Annotated in this window: 12 protein-coding genes; 7 read left to right on the top strand and 5 right to left on the bottom strand. The window is 43.8% G+C overall.

The window, feature by feature from the left end; translation table 11 throughout:
* The first annotated feature begins 31 nt into the window (after nt 1-31).
* Together prs and VI01_RS17100 are read left to right on the top strand one after the other, a co-directional pair.
* Nucleotides 32-979: a ribose-phosphate diphosphokinase gene (gene prs / locus VI01_RS17105; RefSeq protein WP_034824282.1), complete on the top strand. Its 948-nt coding sequence runs from the start codon at nt 32-34 to the stop codon at nt 977-979.
* A 224-nt stretch (nt 980-1,203) separates the two neighbouring features.
* Nucleotides 1,204-2,379 carry a GGDEF domain-containing protein gene (locus VI01_RS17100; protein WP_045816020.1) on the top strand — a complete coding sequence of 392 codons (1,176 nt, stop codon included), beginning with the start codon at nt 1,204-1,206 and terminating at the stop codon, nt 2,377-2,379.
* Here VI01_RS17100 and ychH read toward each other — a convergent pair.
* The gene (gene ychH / locus VI01_RS17095; protein WP_045816019.1) at nt 2,376-2,651 is read right to left on the bottom strand and encodes a stress-induced protein YchH; all 276 of its coding nucleotides are present in this window, start codon (nt 2,649-2,651) and stop codon (nt 2,376-2,378) included. The genes VI01_RS17100 and ychH overlap by 4 nt on opposite strands.
* 258 nt (nt 2,652-2,909) lie before the next feature.
* On the opposite strand from ychH, the gene pth reads away from it, so the two are divergent.
* The 4 genes from pth to VI01_RS17075 all read left to right on the top strand — a co-directional run bounded on the left by pth (nt 2,910) and on the right by VI01_RS17075 (nt 8,116).
* Complete coding sequence (gene pth, locus VI01_RS17090) at nt 2,910-3,497, top strand: aminoacyl-tRNA hydrolase (RefSeq protein WP_038646426.1); 588 nt, start codon at nt 2,910-2,912, stop codon at nt 3,495-3,497.
* A gap of 111 nt (nt 3,498-3,608) precedes the next feature.
* Nucleotides 3,609-4,700, top strand: coding sequence for a redox-regulated ATPase YchF (gene ychF / locus VI01_RS17085; protein ID WP_034824290.1), 1,092 nt, complete (start codon nt 3,609-3,611; stop codon nt 4,698-4,700).
* A gap of 214 nt (nt 4,701-4,914) precedes the next feature.
* Nucleotides 4,915-6,108 carry an integrase arm-type DNA-binding domain-containing protein gene (locus tag VI01_RS17080; RefSeq protein WP_045816018.1) on the top strand — a complete coding sequence of 398 codons (1,194 nt, stop codon included), beginning with the start codon at nt 4,915-4,917 and terminating at the stop codon, nt 6,106-6,108.
* A gap of 304 nt (nt 6,109-6,412) precedes the next feature.
* Entirely contained in the window at nt 6,413-8,116 is a 1,704-nt protein-coding gene (locus VI01_RS17075) for a DUF262 domain-containing protein (protein WP_045816017.1), read from the top strand.
* A 549-nt stretch (nt 8,117-8,665) separates the two neighbouring features.
* Here the strand turns inward: VI01_RS17075 and VI01_RS17070 are convergent.
* The 4 genes from VI01_RS17070 to VI01_RS17055 are packed head-to-tail and all read right to left on the bottom strand — an operon-like array spanning nt 8,666 to nt 14,281.
* Nucleotides 8,666-9,508: a hypothetical protein gene (locus VI01_RS17070; protein ID WP_045816016.1), complete on the bottom strand. Its 843-nt coding sequence runs from the start codon at nt 9,506-9,508 to the stop codon at nt 8,666-8,668.
* Complete coding sequence (locus tag VI01_RS17065; protein WP_045816015.1) at nt 9,505-11,112, bottom strand: AAA family ATPase; 1,608 nt, start codon at nt 11,110-11,112, stop codon at nt 9,505-9,507. Before VI01_RS17065 ends, VI01_RS17070 begins: the two co-directional genes overlap by 4 nt.
* A gap of 20 nt (nt 11,113-11,132) precedes the next feature.
* Nucleotides 11,133-12,746: a restriction endonuclease subunit S gene (locus VI01_RS17060; protein ID WP_045816014.1), complete on the bottom strand. Its 1,614-nt coding sequence runs from the start codon at nt 12,744-12,746 to the stop codon at nt 11,133-11,135.
* Entirely contained in the window at nt 12,746-14,281 is a 1,536-nt protein-coding gene (locus tag VI01_RS17055) for an N-6 DNA methylase (protein ID WP_045816013.1), read from the bottom strand. Before VI01_RS17055 ends, VI01_RS17060 begins: the two co-directional genes overlap by 1 nt.
* A 345-nt stretch (nt 14,282-14,626) precedes the next feature.
* Here VI01_RS17055 and VI01_RS17050 point away from each other — a divergent pair, with 345 nt between their 5' ends.
* A complete protein-coding gene (locus VI01_RS17050) occupies nt 14,627-16,756 on the top strand; it encodes a helix-turn-helix transcriptional regulator (protein ID WP_045816012.1) in 2,130 nt (709 codons plus the stop codon).
* Nucleotides 16,757-16,805: the final 49 nt, after the last annotated feature.

Genomic DNA, 16,805 nt, shown 5'->3' with positions numbered 1-16,805 from the left:
TTCTCTGGACGCCAAGCCTGAGGTTCTTCTCGTGCCTGATATGAAGCTATTTGCTGGTAACGCCACCCCGGAACTAGCACAACGTATTGCCAACCGCCTTTACACTAGCCTCGGAGACGCCGCTGTCGGCCGTTTCAGTGATGGTGAAGTAAGTGTACAGATCAACGAAAATGTACGCGGTGGTGATATTTTCATCATCCAGTCCACCTGTGCCCCCACCAATGATAATCTGATGGAGCTGGTTGTGATGGTCGACGCGTTGCGTCGGGCTTCTGCTGGTCGTATTACTGCTGTTATCCCTTACTTTGGTTATGCCCGTCAGGACCGCCGCGTGCGTTCTGCTCGTGTGCCTATCACCGCCAAAGTGGTCGCCGATTTCCTCTCCAGCGTAGGTGTTGACCGTGTTCTGACGGTTGATCTGCACGCCGAACAGATTCAGGGCTTCTTCGATGTCCCGGTTGATAACGTGTTCGGTAGCCCAATCCTGCTGGAAGATATGCTGCAGATTGGCCTGGAAAACCCGATTGTGGTTTCCCCGGACATCGGCGGCGTCGTGCGTGCGCGTGCTATTGCTAAACTGCTCAATGACACTGACATGGCTATCATCGATAAACGTCGCCCGCGTGCGAACGTTTCTCAGGTGATGCACATCATCGGTGACGTGGCGGGTCGTGACTGTGTACTGGTCGACGATATGATCGACACCGGCGGTACGCTGTGCAAAGCAGCTGAAGCGTTGAAAGAACGCGGTGCGAAACGTGTCTTCGCTTATGCGACTCACCCCATCTTCTCTGGCAACGCGGTGGAAAACCTGCGTAAGTCAGTGATCGATCAGGTTATCGTGTGCGATACCATTCCACTGTCAGACGAGATGAAAGCGTTGCCAATCGTGCGTACCTTAACGCTCTCTGGCATGCTGGCCGAAGCGATTCGCCGTATCAGTAACGAAGAGTCCATCTCCGCAATGTTCGAACATTAATACATTGCATGAAACCGGGCCCCGCGCCCGGTTTTTATTTCTGACCATCCGCTTCATTTACCGATTAAGCCGCTTTCTGCGCAGATATTTTCGCGATAAATTTCGTTAAAACTCGCTATTCTCCCTGCCTTACACTCTTTTCAAACGACATGCGATGCTTAGCTTTAGCGGGCCATTGATTAGTGGTATTTTCTCCACACTTTTTTCTGAGAACTCCGACCACTATGACTCTCGACATCTACACGCTGTTTGTTTGCGAGCTCTATGTGCTGGGGTTTTTGAGCATTATTTTGGTGTTCGCCTGGGTAGGTGCACAGTACGATCGCGTGCTGGGGTTCACTACGCTGGCGCTCACATTGACCCTGATGGCGGTCTTCCTCAGCAGTCTGCGCAGTGCTGGCTTTGTTTTTCTCCCTATTGCTGTCGGCAACGTGGTGATGCTGCTGGCCTACGGCAATCTGCTCAATGCTTTTCGTGCTTTCTGCAATAAACCCTTAGGCTTCAGCTGGTTAGCAGGCGCACTGTTATGGGCCATTCTTTGCACGTTCCCACAGTTTTATGCCAGTCAGCCTAAACGCGTTTTAGTGCTGTGCCTGCTGTGCATCATATACACTGGCGCACTGATAAGGTTGTTATGGCAATCGCGCGATGCCCTGCAAGTGACTTTTTGGCCCGCGCAGATGTTGCTGTGGATCCATCTGTTGTTTCACGTGGCGCGTATCTTCCTTGATGACGCCATCGCTACGCCAGTGCGCGGCGCAATAGCAGGCTCGAGTTTTTCGGTTTATGTGATTCTGGAGTCCATTCTGTTTGTGATTGGCCTGACTTTTACCATTCTGGCGATGGTCAACGAACGCACGCAGATAGCTCACAAACGCGCTTCGCTTCACGATCCCCTGACCAGCGTCTGGAATCGTCGCGCCCTGTTCGAGCAAGCCGACAGATTAGTGTTACGCAACACGCGTAATCCGCAACCCCTGGTTTACTCGGCCGTGCTGTTTGATCTCGACCATTTCAAAGGCATCAACGATCGTTACGGCCATCTGCAGGGTGACCGCGTATTGATCGATTTTTGTCAGGTGGTGCAGGCGTTATTACCCGCAGAGGGTCACTTCGCCCGTTTAGGTGGCGAAGAGTTTGCGGCGATTATACCCGGCGATAGTGAAGCTGCGGAACGTGTGTGTGAGCGAATCCGACTGGCCACGCAGCTCTCACAGCCTAACGATGTTTGCTACACGGTGAGTATTGGCTATGCCACCGCTCATCATCGCGATCACACCTTCCCAACTTTACTCGGGCTGGCAGATGAAGCGTTGTATCGTGCCAAAGCCAGTGGCCGTAACCGCGTCGAGCGTTATTTCATGCAGTTACAGCCTATGCAGGAAGCGGCTCTCTCTTAATGTGAGGAGTGATCGCGGCGGCAGCGTTTGTCACCGTAATGGCGCAACCAGAAGTAACGGTCTTCAACACGCTCACGTCCACTGACACGCGCGCCGACCAGCCACAGCAGTGCCCCGACAAAGATACTGAACATGGCACCATGGGCAAGGAATTGCGGCAGGTTTAACGCAGGCAGCTGATTAATAATGGAATAGCCGACGCCTAACACCATCGTCAGTAAACCTAAACACATCAGGCCATTACCTAAATAGCGGCATTGTTGACGTTTCATGATTCACCCCATCCTTATGAAAAAGCAAAACAGCACGTATGGTTAACTTGTCATAAGTTTAGGCAATGACCGCAGGTTAAGTTGCGGACAGGATCACACATCCTTCACAATCTCTGACATTTCTTTACGGCCAGAGGCTTGATTTCGATAGAAATTGATAAGTCACTCAGAGGTATCATCTGTGCTCAGCACCCTTTGTCATCGCCGCTTGCAGGCAGTAAACTATCGCCCTTTCCGCAGCAAGACAGGATAAACATCGTGAGCAGCATTAAACTGATTGTGGGGCTGGCCAATCCCGGCGCTGAATACGCCGCAACGCGTCATAACGCGGGTGCCTGGTATGTGGATTTGCTGGCCGAAAGACATAATCAGTCGTTAAAAGAAGAGCCAAAATTTTTCGGCTATACCGCGCGCCTGTCACTGGCGGGTGAAGATGTGCGCCTGTTGGTGCCCACCACCTTTATGAATCTCAGCGGCAAAGCGGTGGGCGCGATGGCGACGTTTTATCGCATCGCACCGGAAGAGATTTTAGTGGCACACGATGAACTGGATCTGCCTCCGGGCATCGCCAAATTTAAACAGGGCGGTGGTCACGGCGGACACAACGGTCTGAAAGACATCATCAGTAAGCTGGGCAATAACAACAATTTCCATCGCCTGCGGGTTGGCATCGGCCATCCCGGCGATCGTAATAAAGTCACCGGCTTCGTGCTGGGTAAACCCCCAGCCAGCGAGCAAAAGCTGATTGATGATGCCGTGGATGAAGCGGTGCGCTGTACTGAGTTGTGGCTGAAAGAAGACAAAATCAAGGCGATGAACCGCCTGCATGCGTTCAAGGCTGGCTAAGGCCAATTCCCGCGCCGCAGAAGGCAATTCTGTGTATAATGCGCGAAATTTTTTGAATCTGTCGGCGCTGCCAGTCAGTGCCGCACACTCAGTGAGAAAGGTAATCAGACCATGGGATTTAAATGCGGTATTGTGGGCCTGCCGAACGTCGGTAAATCCACCCTGTTCAACGCGCTGACCAAAGCGGGTATCGAAGCAGCCAACTTTCCGTTCTGCACCATCGAGCCTAACACCGGTGTGGTGCCAATGCCCGATCTGCGCCTCGATCAGCTGAGCGAAATCGTTAAGCCGCAGCGTGTTGTGCCGACCACCATGGAATTCGTCGATATCGCCGGTCTGGTGAAAGGCGCATCCAAAGGTGAAGGTCTGGGTAACCAGTTCCTGACCAACATCCGTGAAACCGAAGCTATCGGCCACGTGGTGCGTTGCTTCGAGAACGACAATATTATTCACGTTTCCGGCAAAGTGAACCCGGCGGAAGATATTGACGTCATCAACACTGAGCTGGCGCTGTCCGATCTGGATACCTGTGAACGTGCCATTCAGCGTTGCCAGAAGAAAGCCAAAGGCGGCGACAAAGATGCTAAAGCTGAACTGGCTGCATTAGAGAAGTGCCTGCCGCACCTGTCCGAAGCTGGCATGTTGCGCGCGCTGAAACTGGATGCAGACGAGAAAGCGGCCATCCGCTACCTGAGCTTCCTGACCCTGAAGCCAACCATGTATATCGCCAACGTTAACGAAGACGGTTTTGAAAATAACCCGTACCTCGATCAGGTGCGTGCGATTGCGGAAGCCGAAGGTTCAGTGGTGGTGCCAGTGTGCGCAGCCGTTGAATCCGACATTGCTGAGCTGGATGACGAAGAACGTGACGAATTCATGGCGGAGTTGGGTCTGGAAGAACCGGGTCTGAACCGCGTGATCCGTGCAGGTTATGCCCTGCTCAACCTGCAAACTTACTTCACCGCTGGCGTGAAAGAAGTACGTGCCTGGACCATCCCTGTGGGTGCCACCGCGCCGCAGGCTGCCGGTAAAATTCACACCGACTTCGAGAAAGGCTTTATCCGCGCACAAACCATCGCGTTTGATGACTTTGTTACCTACAAAGGTGAGCAAGGCGCGAAAGAAGCCGGCAAGATGCGCTCGGAAGGTAAAGAGTACATCGTGAAAGATGGCGACGTGATGAACTTCCTGTTCAACGTCTAAATAACATGTGTTGTCTCATGAGGTTTCATTCAATCTCATGACTTTCACAAAAAATGATTAAATCCACGCATTTGCGTGGATTTGTCGTTTCATAGCGTCTCAAATGATTCCGTAGAAGCGCAGTCAAAAATGAGTACGTAGGTGAGTACATCAAACTTCCATCTTTATTTTTAGTGAGTACAATAACGGTATAATAAATATACAAGGAATCGTTATGCTCACTGATACTCAATGCCGCACAGCAAAAGCGAAAGAAAAGCTCTATCGTCTAAACGATTTCAATGGCTTATACCTCGAAGTTAAACCTAATGGCAAAAAGGCGTGGCGCTATCGGTTTAAATTTAACGGTAAATCCAGCATGTTTGCGCTGGGTGAGTACCCGACGGTTAAACTTGCCGAAGCTCGCGAGAAATGCGAGCAAGCGCGTAAACAAGTCGCGAATGGAGTTAGCCCTACTCAGGCTCGCCAGTTAGATAAGATCCGCAAGGTCAATGACGCATCCAACACCTTTGAGCTAGTTGCTAAAGAGTGGTTGCAGATGAAAGACTGGGCCGAAATCACCAAAATGCGGCGACTAGATATGCTTAAACGTGTGGTTTTCCCCGCAATAGGAAAGCTCCCAGTCAGGGAAATAACCCCGCACCACATCTTAAAAATTCTTCAGGAAACTGCTAAGCGCGGTGCTCCGTCCGTTGCCGCTGAAGCCCGCCGCACCATTTCATCGGTTTTTGAGCTAGCAGTAGCGACGCTCAGAGCTGATAGCGATCCTGTCTGGCCAGTACGTAAGGCGATCCCGGCAAATAAAACGCAGCACAAACAGGCATTGTCTCTGCAGCAAATCGGGAAGTTATTAGGGTGTTTTGACAACAGTCGCGGCTCATACCAGGTTAATTATTGCATGTGGTTAATGTGGTGGACGCTAGCGCGTCCAGCCGAAGCCACCGAAGCAGCATGGGCCGAATTCGATCTTGATAACGCATTATGGATCATTCCGGCAACGCGCATGAAAGCTCGTAAGGAACATGTTATTCCCCTTCCCTACCAAGCAGTCAAAATGCTCAAAACGCTGCAAGGATTAACCGGGCATCGTCAGCATCTATTTCCAGGCAGAGATAATCCGCTAGGGCCAATGACATCACACTCTCTGCGTCAGCTACTGAAAAGCCTCGGCTGGGGTGGTATTTATAGCCCACATGCTACCAGAACAACAGGCAGTACACGTTTAAACGAGATGGGCTATCGACCTGATGCTATCGAGGCTCAACTTGCCCATGCTGATACCAATAATGTTCGCCGCGCATACAACCATGCAACTTATCTTGATGAGCGTAAAGTGATGATGCAGGGATGGGCTGATAAGCTTGATGAATGGGTAAGATGCGCTGATAGCAAGACTACTGTTTCGTAAACGATGATGCATTGGTGTGTTATGCATGATAAATAAAGAATTATTTAATATAATTAATAAAAGCAGCACTTTAACCTACACTAAATTAACCACAAGAGTTAGTAACGGTCTTGATGCCTTTTCATCGCTGAAAGTGTAAGGATTACGCTGAAAAATCTATAATTGAGTTTAGTACCGAAGGCCACAAAAAATCCCTAAACACTCCTATCTCAATGTTAATTTTAGTTTATGCTTACCCTGAAATAACTTTAGAAACACATAAAAAAGTACTTTGAAACGAGTATTAAATTTAGAGAAAATTCAAATGGCAAAAACTCTTGAAGCCCATGACAAATTAATTCGTGAAATATTTGAAGGCAGCTATCAATTCGAAATACCAGATTATCAACGCCCGTACGCGTGGACAACTGAGCAAGCTTCAGAATTGTTCGATGATTTGTACTCTTCGATGCAAGACACACGAGTTTCAGGGGCAAATAGCCAATACTTTCTAGGTAGCATCGTTCTGATCAAAAATGATCGGGAACCTAAGTCCTTCGTAGTTGATGGGCAACAACGTCTCTCTACACTTACAATATTATTCGCTGTTCTGCGTGCAGTGATGCCAGAGGCTGCCGACGACATCACCGATTTTCTCTACAAAAAAGGAAAGTTCAGCTTAGGGGAGAAAAACGAATACAGGTTGATAGCCAGAGAGGAAGATGCCGACTTCTTTCGCGCTAATATTCAAGAGGCGGGTGGTATTGAAAAATTGGTAGCAAGCACAGAAAAACTCGAAGACAGCCGCCTTAGATATCGTGAGAATACAACTCTACTCCTCAATAAAGCAAGGGTGCTGCCACAAGCCGACCTTATTGCTTTATGGAAATTTTTAGCTAATGATTGCTCGTTGGTTGTCATTTCTACTCCAGACCTCGATGCCGCATATCGCATCTTCTCCGTACTTAATAATAGAGGATTAGATCTGGCTCCGATCGATATCATCAAAGCACAAATACTCGGGCTACTCCGTACTAAGGAAGGAGAAATCAAAAGCCGCATTTATGCTAAAGAGTGGAGTCGTATTGAAAGTTCGTTGGGGCGAGAGGCATTTAGTGATCTGTTTAGCCATATTCGCAGTATTTATGCGAAGAAAAAGCAAAAATTCATATTGGTCAGAGAGTTTCAGGAATATGTCCCCGAATACAATACTCCTGCAGCTTTAATTGACAATGTTATTATGCCTTACGCTGAGGTGTGGAGTTCTATACGAAACGCTGATTTTGAGGCAATTGAACATGCCGAAACTATAAATGATTATCTGTCATGGCTAAATCGCGTTGATTTCAAAGATTGGGTACCTCCAGCATTAGTCTACTTCAAACGATTTAGACATCATCCCAAAAACCTCATGCTTTTTTTGAAAAAATTAGAACGTTTGACCTTTTTCCTGCTTGTTACAAAAGTTGGTATTAATGAGCGTATTGACACTTTCGCTGCGCTAATTAAGGAGATTGAGCCAAAAGCATATCAAGGAGAGGTTGACGTTCTCCAGGCATTAGATCTTACTGACTTACAAAAGAGGGACTTTATCTCTGCCCTTGATGGTGATATTTACCGCAAGCTCACCAAAGCCAGAATGACGATATTTTTACGTCTTGAAGCATTAGTCAGTGATGGCAGTAAAAAACAGGTTTTCGACTATCTTTCTTTAGAACATGTCTTACCGCAAAATCCTCCTCTAACATCAGAGTGGATGAACTGGTTTCCTGACGCTGAAGAACGAGATTATTGGACACACCGTCTCGCTAATCTGGTCCCTTTACACATTCGCAAGAATCCAGCTGCTAGCAACTATGATTTTGCTACAAAAAAAAATGTTTATTTTAAGGGAAAAGGAGTCGCATCTCCTTTCGTTTTAACCCAAGAAGTGAGGTCTGAAATGGAATGGACACCAGAAATTTTAACGAAGCGGCAAAAACTTTTACTACATGTTTTACAAAAGCATTGGCAACTTGAGATGCAATGAGCGATTGAAAAAACCGGATAAACATTGATTAATTAACTTATGGAGTCAGGGAGATTTTACTCTGACTTTTTAACAAAAGATGCCATCATTGAAATGTATAACAACCATTATAAACTTAGGATAAATAGAAAAATCCTTTCAATTTGGCCATTAGCATGTCACTAGGGTATTCTTTTATCCATATTGATAAATACCATCACATATTCACCCTAAGCCCCGCAAAGGAAATAACCAGGCACTAAATAAAAAAATGTGATACACCTAAAACTAGCTAATTAGGAAAAACAAAAAAAATAACTATCGACTTGCAAACTCAGGCTCATAAAAATGCATAGCACAAAATGATTACACACTTAAACAATAAATAACCAATAACTCCATTCTCAGAAAGTGAAAAAAATAAAAAGAGTCACTGTTGAACACTTTCAACCTAAGAAAAATGGATGTCATAAACAACCGTTAAATATTGATCACACCCCCCCCGCCCTAATTTTAATAAAAATTAAAAGCAAATATAATGCTCTTAAAAAAGTCAGGCAAAAACTTCAATCATGCCACGTCCAAACTTCTGTCAATCAAATAGTCTTCTGCTCCAAGTTTTATAAGCTGAGCTCTTATTGCACGGCTGAATGGTGCATCAGCACGGGTTTTTGCCTTTAGCTGTTCAATTTGACGTTCAATTGTTCTCATAGGTGCCTCATCACCCATAAGATAAAAATCCGCAACGCTTTGGTGTATAGTTTCAAGAAGCTCTTTTGCTTCTTTCATGATCTGAAATCGTGCCTCACGCATTCTCTCAAAATTAAGGCCGTAAATAATTGCTGACTGTTGAATTCTTAATGCTGCCTGCCCAATACAGTGCCTGCTTGAAGTGAATCTACCACTATCGTCATAGTCTATATAAGTGAGGTCGGTTTGAACTACTGGATCTAGAAGCATTACTTTTTCATCAGTTATGCAACGATTATCCCAAGTTGCCTTAGAACTACCTGTCAGAAGTGGGAACCAATTTCCTTTTCCTACGGTAATACCAGACAGATCGGTATTTAGACGATTACAGTTCTGAGCTGATAGTCTGAAATTTTCCCAGTCAAATGCAAGCCATGCATAACCTTCTGCATCGATTAAATTTTCTTCTCTTTTTGCTTCTGCTTTAGGTCTGAAGTGATCTACGTCAAAATTTGCACCTGCATCTTTAGCCTCAGAATACCAGCATTTTCCATAAGACATTTTGGCTAAATATTTAGCAAAGCCTCTCCATATATGAGACTTTTTTTTAATAAAATCTTTTCTTTGCTCGACTGGTAATCTTTCCAACTCATTTTGAGCGCGTTGAGCGACATCAAATACCTTTTCTGGAATCAGCGATGCATCTCGTTTGATATAAATCATTCGCCAACCTTTTTAGCTTGAAGTATTTGGATAACTTTTTTCATTGCTTCTCGTCTGTGAGCTGCATCATCGGGAGTCAAAGGTGGTTTATCACTGTACGTAAGATCTTTCCATGCTAAAAGAAAATCGCTATATAATGGGTCTCGGTTTTCGAATGAAAAGCCCAACCTATTTAGTTCATCATTGAGAATATCCAATTGGGTATTCTGAGCTGTAGTTCGTGCTTCAATATGGGACAGTTCGTTCCTATCGTCCAATAACTTTTGAGTCTCTAAGTCCAATGTTGTATTTAGACCAAAAATCTCAGTAAGTGTGCCCATAAAGCCCGCGCCACGGGGATCTAGATAAGGTTCTTGCGAATGTACACAATGTTTTTCATCACGCCACATTACTTGAACTTGTTGTTTTTTCAGTTCAGCAATGGCTAGAGGGTGATGAGTGACCATCAATAAATGGCAAGTTTCATGATTAGGTACAAATTCTCGCAAGAATTTAAGATATTTCACAGCCCATGAAGGGTTAAGATGTGTGTCAGGCTCATCAAGCAAAAATAATGAGTCTTTACCGCCTGTAAACTGAAGTAATCCCAATACAGTTAGTAATTGTTGCTCGCCTTCACTGAGCTCCTGAAATGTTATTGGTTCTTGAGTGTAAGTTACTTTAACCCGGACATGAACTTCCGAGATAATTTCAGAAAGCACTGTACTTTCAAGCATTTTAAAAAAAACGCTCGGTGTTAACTGTTTTGCTATTTCATGAAGAGCCTCTACAGAAGGAAGAAATATATGAACGAAGTCATTTTTCTGTTTTTTTCCCGTAAGACTAGTACCCTCATTTCGGTTAATCTTTAACGGAGCTAAAGCGTGGGGGTAAATTAAATCAATGAATTTTCGGACGACACCATCAGCCCCCCAAAACATGTCATCTTTATCTCTTTCCCACGCAGGCCGCCTTAAAACAAAATGTATTGAGTCAAGGCTTTCAATACCGAGTTCTCTCTTTAAAAAAATGCGTTCTTTTTCGAATTTAGGGCTAAGAAAAAAAGCCATTAAAACAAATTGGCTATGGAAAGACTTAGCATAAAATAGGGTTCTAATATCATCTTTCAGATCAAGCTTGTTATAAAGTAACTCCCGATAATAATCATCACGATGTTTTCGGAAATATTTTTCTAATCTATCTGAAGGACCTGAATAGTAGGCGAACAGAAAGTTAGGAAGATACTCAGCTTGTTTAGTGTTTTTATCACGTTTAACTTTAGAAAAGGGGATAAGCTTATAATCTGTTTGACTACTATGTTTATCTTTGACAAACACCTGATATTGCTTAGCTAACGTTCCGCGACTTGGATCAGCATCGACTTTTACGTCATACCACTTAGTCCCCCCCTCCTTGCCAAGTTGAAAATCTAACTCATAAGAAAAAATTGGCGCTTCACCTAAGTCAAGATTGCGAAATATAGATACTAATGCTTCGATAACGTTGGATTTACCGGAGCCATTACGTCCTACCACCACAGTCATTAAATGATTTTCGTCGAAGTCTACCAGCACATTCTCTAGGTTTTTAAAGCGTGAGCGAATATGCAACTTGTCAACTTTCATGGACTGTCCTTAGTTTTGCTTCAATCGTTGAGAGTTGTCACAGATAGAGTGAACCAGTCTTGACCATTTTCATCACGATCAAGTTTTACAATGGATTTTTTTAATACAAGAGCATCTCTAATATCCAAAAAAAACCGTTCCAATTGCTCAGTATTGACATCACTGGGGTATCCAGTCGCCGATAGCAATTGCTGACCGCTAAGAGGCTTTCCAGCTTGTTTTAAAGCGTCGACCACGGTGAGATTTTTTTTGCTCATACCACTACCTTTTGTCTTTTTTACTGTAGTGCGCTTTGGCTTTGGCTGGCTTTTAAAAACTTCACACTCAATCTTTATTTTTTTCAACAAAGCGTCAGCACTATTAACGCCTGAAATAAGTTTAGAGTTGGCTATGCGCCAGTCAGAAGTAAGCTCACCACGAAAGGCTTTGGCCAGGATGGATTGGGTTAATTTATTGACGCGCAGTAAGGCAGAGCTACTTTTTTGTAAAATAGCATCAGAAAAGGACAAAAGCTCTTCAACACGACGAACTATTTCGTTTTGTTCGTCTAAAGATGGAAAGGGAATTTTCATCGCATTAAGTATTTTCAAATTAATATTTTTTTGAGCTGTGGCAGGAGCAAAGTTCTCAAGATTAGACTTATTTACATCAATCAGATACTTGACAAATAAAACATTGCACATTTCCAATTTCGGTGTAAAGCCCACAATGCTATCAGGGAAACACGCATCAATCCCAAGAATCGAAGTGTCTGCAATATTAGCAGCAATTGTTATACAAAGAGTACCTTTGGGGAATAGCTTACTCTGTGAAAGCCCAAACTCACTATAATAATTTCCCGCCTTAGAAATATAACCATTGGAGTTGGCAACTTCTCCTGTTTGTATGAATGGATAGTTATCACCAAACAATCTAGGATCATTTCTAGGTCTATGTTTAGATTTTCCTCTAGCTAATTCTCCAACATCATTTAAACCTAGTTCGGTCCAATTTTCAGGATATCCTTTTTGGGAATACTCACCTCCCCGCCATGCCTCTGTCAACTTGCCGCTAACAGCTGCACTCAATACAGATTCGCGAAATCTCTTTAACATGTGAGGGATACGTTCAAGACGATCTTTGATTGTTTCAACCTGTGTTAATAACGTCGCGAGTTTTTCAGCGATAATTTTTTGCTCAACCAAAGGGGGGAGAGGGAATTCAAGAGAGTTAAGAACTTCTAAGCGGATTCCTTTGACTGTGGTCCCGGTTCCAAGCCCTTCAACTAGTCGAGAAATAGATCTATACCAGCCGACTAGGTAATCGCAATTAACACCACTTGCAGGAAACAATGCTTTTAAATCTTGGTTTATAGCTGAATCAAAATTAGCTTTGACGATCTTACCCAAGCTAATACGAGTTGCAATGATTGGCGTTCCCGCTGGAATAATATTCGTACTACTATCATTGACGGCATCTTCTGAGATGTGGTCTATAGTGTCGTTAATGATAATACTTCTCATATCCTTAACGCTCATCCACGGAATATTCCCTTTGAAATATTCTGCGTTCGACTTGCTTGGAGTACCGCCACCAACAACAGATAATAATACCTCTCCAAGCGTAGTTTTTCGCCAAGATGTAGGTAACACCATCACTTCACTCCCTCCAATATCGCTAACAAACTTTCAAGCTCATGCAATGCAATTTCTAATTCTTCCTTTGCTTCTCGTGCAAATGTTTCAGGCTCCTGCAAGTCAGCTGCGTATACGCTACCTTTATCTTTCAACCAAGAAATATCTAGCGAATCACCTTTGACTTTTTCAATCCACTCACGAGTAAAGCTGCGCCAGCGAGAATTTTTCAAGTGCTGACCTATCTCTGCGCTTTCTAATAAGCTTGCCTTGTCAATCTCTGTCTCCTTTGCGCCAAAGCTATACTCACCTTCTTTACGCTCACTGGTCCCATCGGGGCTGTCACCAAACACTCTTTCAAATGCACCGAGGTGGGGATCTGTGCCGAAATCTACTGGCGAAAAACCAATCTCAGAATTGCCAAAAGGCAATCTTTTTCCAAAGCTGGGCATATTTGTACGAAGATCATACACCCAAACTTTTTCAGTACAGTTCTCTCGTTGGTATTTGTCCTTAGCAGAGCCCTTAGTAAAGAAAAGTACGTTAGTTTTAACTCCCTGGGCATAAAAGATACCAGTTGGCAGGCGTAATATAGTATGCAGATTGCATTTATTCATTAGGTCCCTACGAATATCAGCACCTATACCTGATTCAAATAAAACGTTATCAGGTAATACAACTGCAGCTCGCCCTCCCGCTTTCAACTTTAAATAAATATGCTGCAAAAATGCGAACTGCTTATTTGTATTTGAATAAGGAATGTCGCTTCGTAGCGTCCTTTGCCCTCCAGCCTTATTCCCAAAAGGAGGGTTAGCTATAATTATATCGGCTTCATCTAATTCAGCAGCATCATCTGTCAGAGCATCACCATAAACTATTTTTGCATCTAATTGATGCAAGAAAGTATTCATGAGACAAATACGCCGTGTGTTTTTCTCTATTTCAATCCCTTGGTATTTTGGAGGATTGTCTTTATATTGTTCAATTGTATTCTTCTGTCGAACAAAACTATCTGCGGATATTAAAAAACCACCACTCCCTGTTGCTGGATCTTGTATTAGATCTCCAAGGTTTGGCTGTATTAGTCTAACTATAGTGTTGACTAAGGATCGTGGAGTAAAATATTGCCCTGCTCCAGAACGAGTATCCTGCGCACTTTTGTCGATCAACCCGCTGTATACATCACCAAATCCATCTTTTCCTACTTGGTGCCACTCTATTTTAGAAATACCGTCAATAACTGCTTTTAAATTTTCCGAATGAGAAAAAACAGTAGTTGGGAATGCGTAAATATCTCTGATAATTTGATTTTTTACATATGCACCCAAGTGAGTGAGCATTTCCTGATAAAAACCTAATAATCCTGCTGACTCATGGGACTCTAAATCGGCCCATCGATAGCCCTTGGGTATAAGCTTTTCAGTTCCATTCTCTTGAGCAATTTTTAGAAAAAGCAGATAACTGAGTTCGGACACATACTGATAATTAGTGATTCCATCACCTCTCAATATATTGCACAGACTCCAAATTTTTTGAACGATTGTTTCTTGCTTCATAATGTCAATTAACTCTGGATAAAAATATGCTCATTATAAACGACCTTACACCATAACATCATGAAAAGATACAAATAATTTTCAGTAATCTTCTCAAATCTGTGTGGCCTGAATAATTCCTAACATCAACACTTAGCGTGTTGGCAACCTACCAATCTATGGATGGTAATTTAGCGGCCCCCATAGTTATGATGTAGCTATCAAGATCTCACTATAAAATATAAATATATTATTTATCAATGATATAAAATCAATCCAGCCATGCCAAAAAAGCATTTCACTATATTCGATTGATTTTAGTGAAACGTTTCTGCATCATTTCATCATTAAAAATGGAGCACTGTGATGAAAAAAAATATTTCCCCTTTAGAGTTGGGTCAGCATCTAACACTCGTTCGTGAGCGTGCCGGTATCAAGCAAGCTGAACTTGCCCGTAAGGTAACTTGGAGTGCAGCAGTTTTATCTCGTATTGAAAGCGGAGATCGTTCGGTTGATGCCGGCGAGCTATCCATGTTATTAGAGGCTATAGATACTCCAGAAGCCCTAAGACTACGCACAATTATCGAGCGAGACTGGCAGGTAATGGAACGTCCAAGCTTGGATCATCCAGATCAAGATCTTTTATGGTCTGCAGAAGAAGTAGCTAAACAGTTAATAGAGTTAGCCCAAAGGCCCGATACGAAGCATGCTTTTGAACGTCGTTTATCTACTTACGTAGATGAGCTAAAGGCTTCAGCAAGCCTGTTGCTCAAACGCGAGCATCAGGTTGCTTTTATAGGAAGTATTGGTATTGGCAAATCTACTGCAATCTGCAGACTTACAGGTCTTGAGGTATCAGTGACTGAAACAAGCCCTCTAGCCCCCGTACTTGAGGCTGGTGCTGGCGGTATTACTGTTTGTGAAGTACATCTAAGACAGGGGCCGGGTTACGGTCTTCTAATTGAACCAACATCAGATGATGCCATTCGCTCCCATGTATCTGATTTTGCAGAATATATTAAAGGAAATGTCTCCCAAGGCATTACCGGAGAAGAATCACAGGGCATTTCAAAAGAAATAGAAAGGGCTATTCGTAACTTAGCAGGATTACGCATTAGTAAAAGCAAGGGAGAAGACGGAAAAGTTGTCCGTAGCGATGAAGCTAAAGAGCTTGCGAAAACACATGGAAGCACCCGCGAGGTTGTAGTCGAAATACTTTCTAGAATGGAACTGCCTCGCCGTGACCGTCGAGATGTCTGGTACGATGCCAGCACAGGAAAAGAGCCTTTAAATTGGTTAAAAGATACATTTGAGGAAGTTAATAATGGGCGTCATCCGGAGTTTACACTCCCTGCTCGTATAGAGGTAATTGTACCGAAGCAGTTGCTTCCTATTAATGATCTATCGGTTCGCTTCATTGATACTAAAGGCATTGATCGCACCGCTGCACGATCTGACCTTGAAGGCCTGCTTTATGATCCTCATACGCTGGCAATCCTTTGTTCTGGCTTTAACAATGCCCCAGCAGCGGAGGCCAGATTACTGCTAGAGCGAGCCAAAGATGCTGGTGTTCGCGATCTTATCCAAAAAGCAGCTTTACTAGTCCTCCCTCGTTCTGGTGAAGCACTTGAAGTAAAAGATGAAGTAGGATTGAAAGTTGAGAGTGTTGAAGAGGGCTATGAGCTAAAACATGAACAAATATCTATGAGTTTAGCTCCTCTAGGATTATCTGAATTAGCAGTTGGCTTCTTTGATTCTCGTCAGGATGATCCAGCACTGTTCCAATCTTTCCTCTCAGATCAATTGGACAATGTACGCCGATCTTTCGGTCAACAATTAGACGAAATTATCAGCAACGCCAAAGTTCTTCTGCAAAACTATGAGCAGGCGCAAACCCAAGAAGTCATCCGTCAAGCAGCTCAACAATTGAGAACTTGGATAAATCGTCATCGTTCACCTGAACATTTGAATCTACGCGTTCAAGATAGTCTTATTGAGCAATTGGGTCACGCTTACGCCGCAACAATAAGAGCTTCTGTAAATCGAGATGGTGATTGGTACAACTTGAACTTCGGTCATCATTTAGGATACGGGGCTAGAAAAATTGCAGTTCAATCACTTCACTCTGCAGTATTAGGGTTTACTGAAATTTGTCAGAACATGGCCGTCACTCCTGATCTAGAAGAGGCAGCAGAATTACTTGGGCAATCCCAGCGCTTACTTCAGACAGCCTATGATGAATTGCTTACAAAAATCCAGATCATGGGCCAAACCTCCTTCCGTGAAGAGTTAAAGCAGGATAGAGATTTCTGGACCAGTTGCCAGAGAGAGTGGGGTCTGGGAAGTGGCTATAAGGTTAGAATTGTTTCGCATAGTGGAAACTGGTTTAAAAATCCTGAGAAAAAGCAATTAGAGGATGAACTGTGGTCAATGATTCAACGCGAATGGAACTTAGCTCTTAATCGGGTTGAATCGTTGCTCGTTACTGATGAATAACAATCGAGATAATTGTGAAAGGTGTTATTAGCTTTATGGCGGTCATTTG

The organism is Pantoea sp. SM3 (assembly GCF_000963995.1).
GTDB classification, from domain to species: domain Bacteria; phylum Pseudomonadota; class Gammaproteobacteria; order Enterobacterales; family Enterobacteriaceae; genus Pantoea; species Pantoea rwandensis_B.
This window is presented reverse-complemented; position numbering and strand designations above follow the sequence as displayed.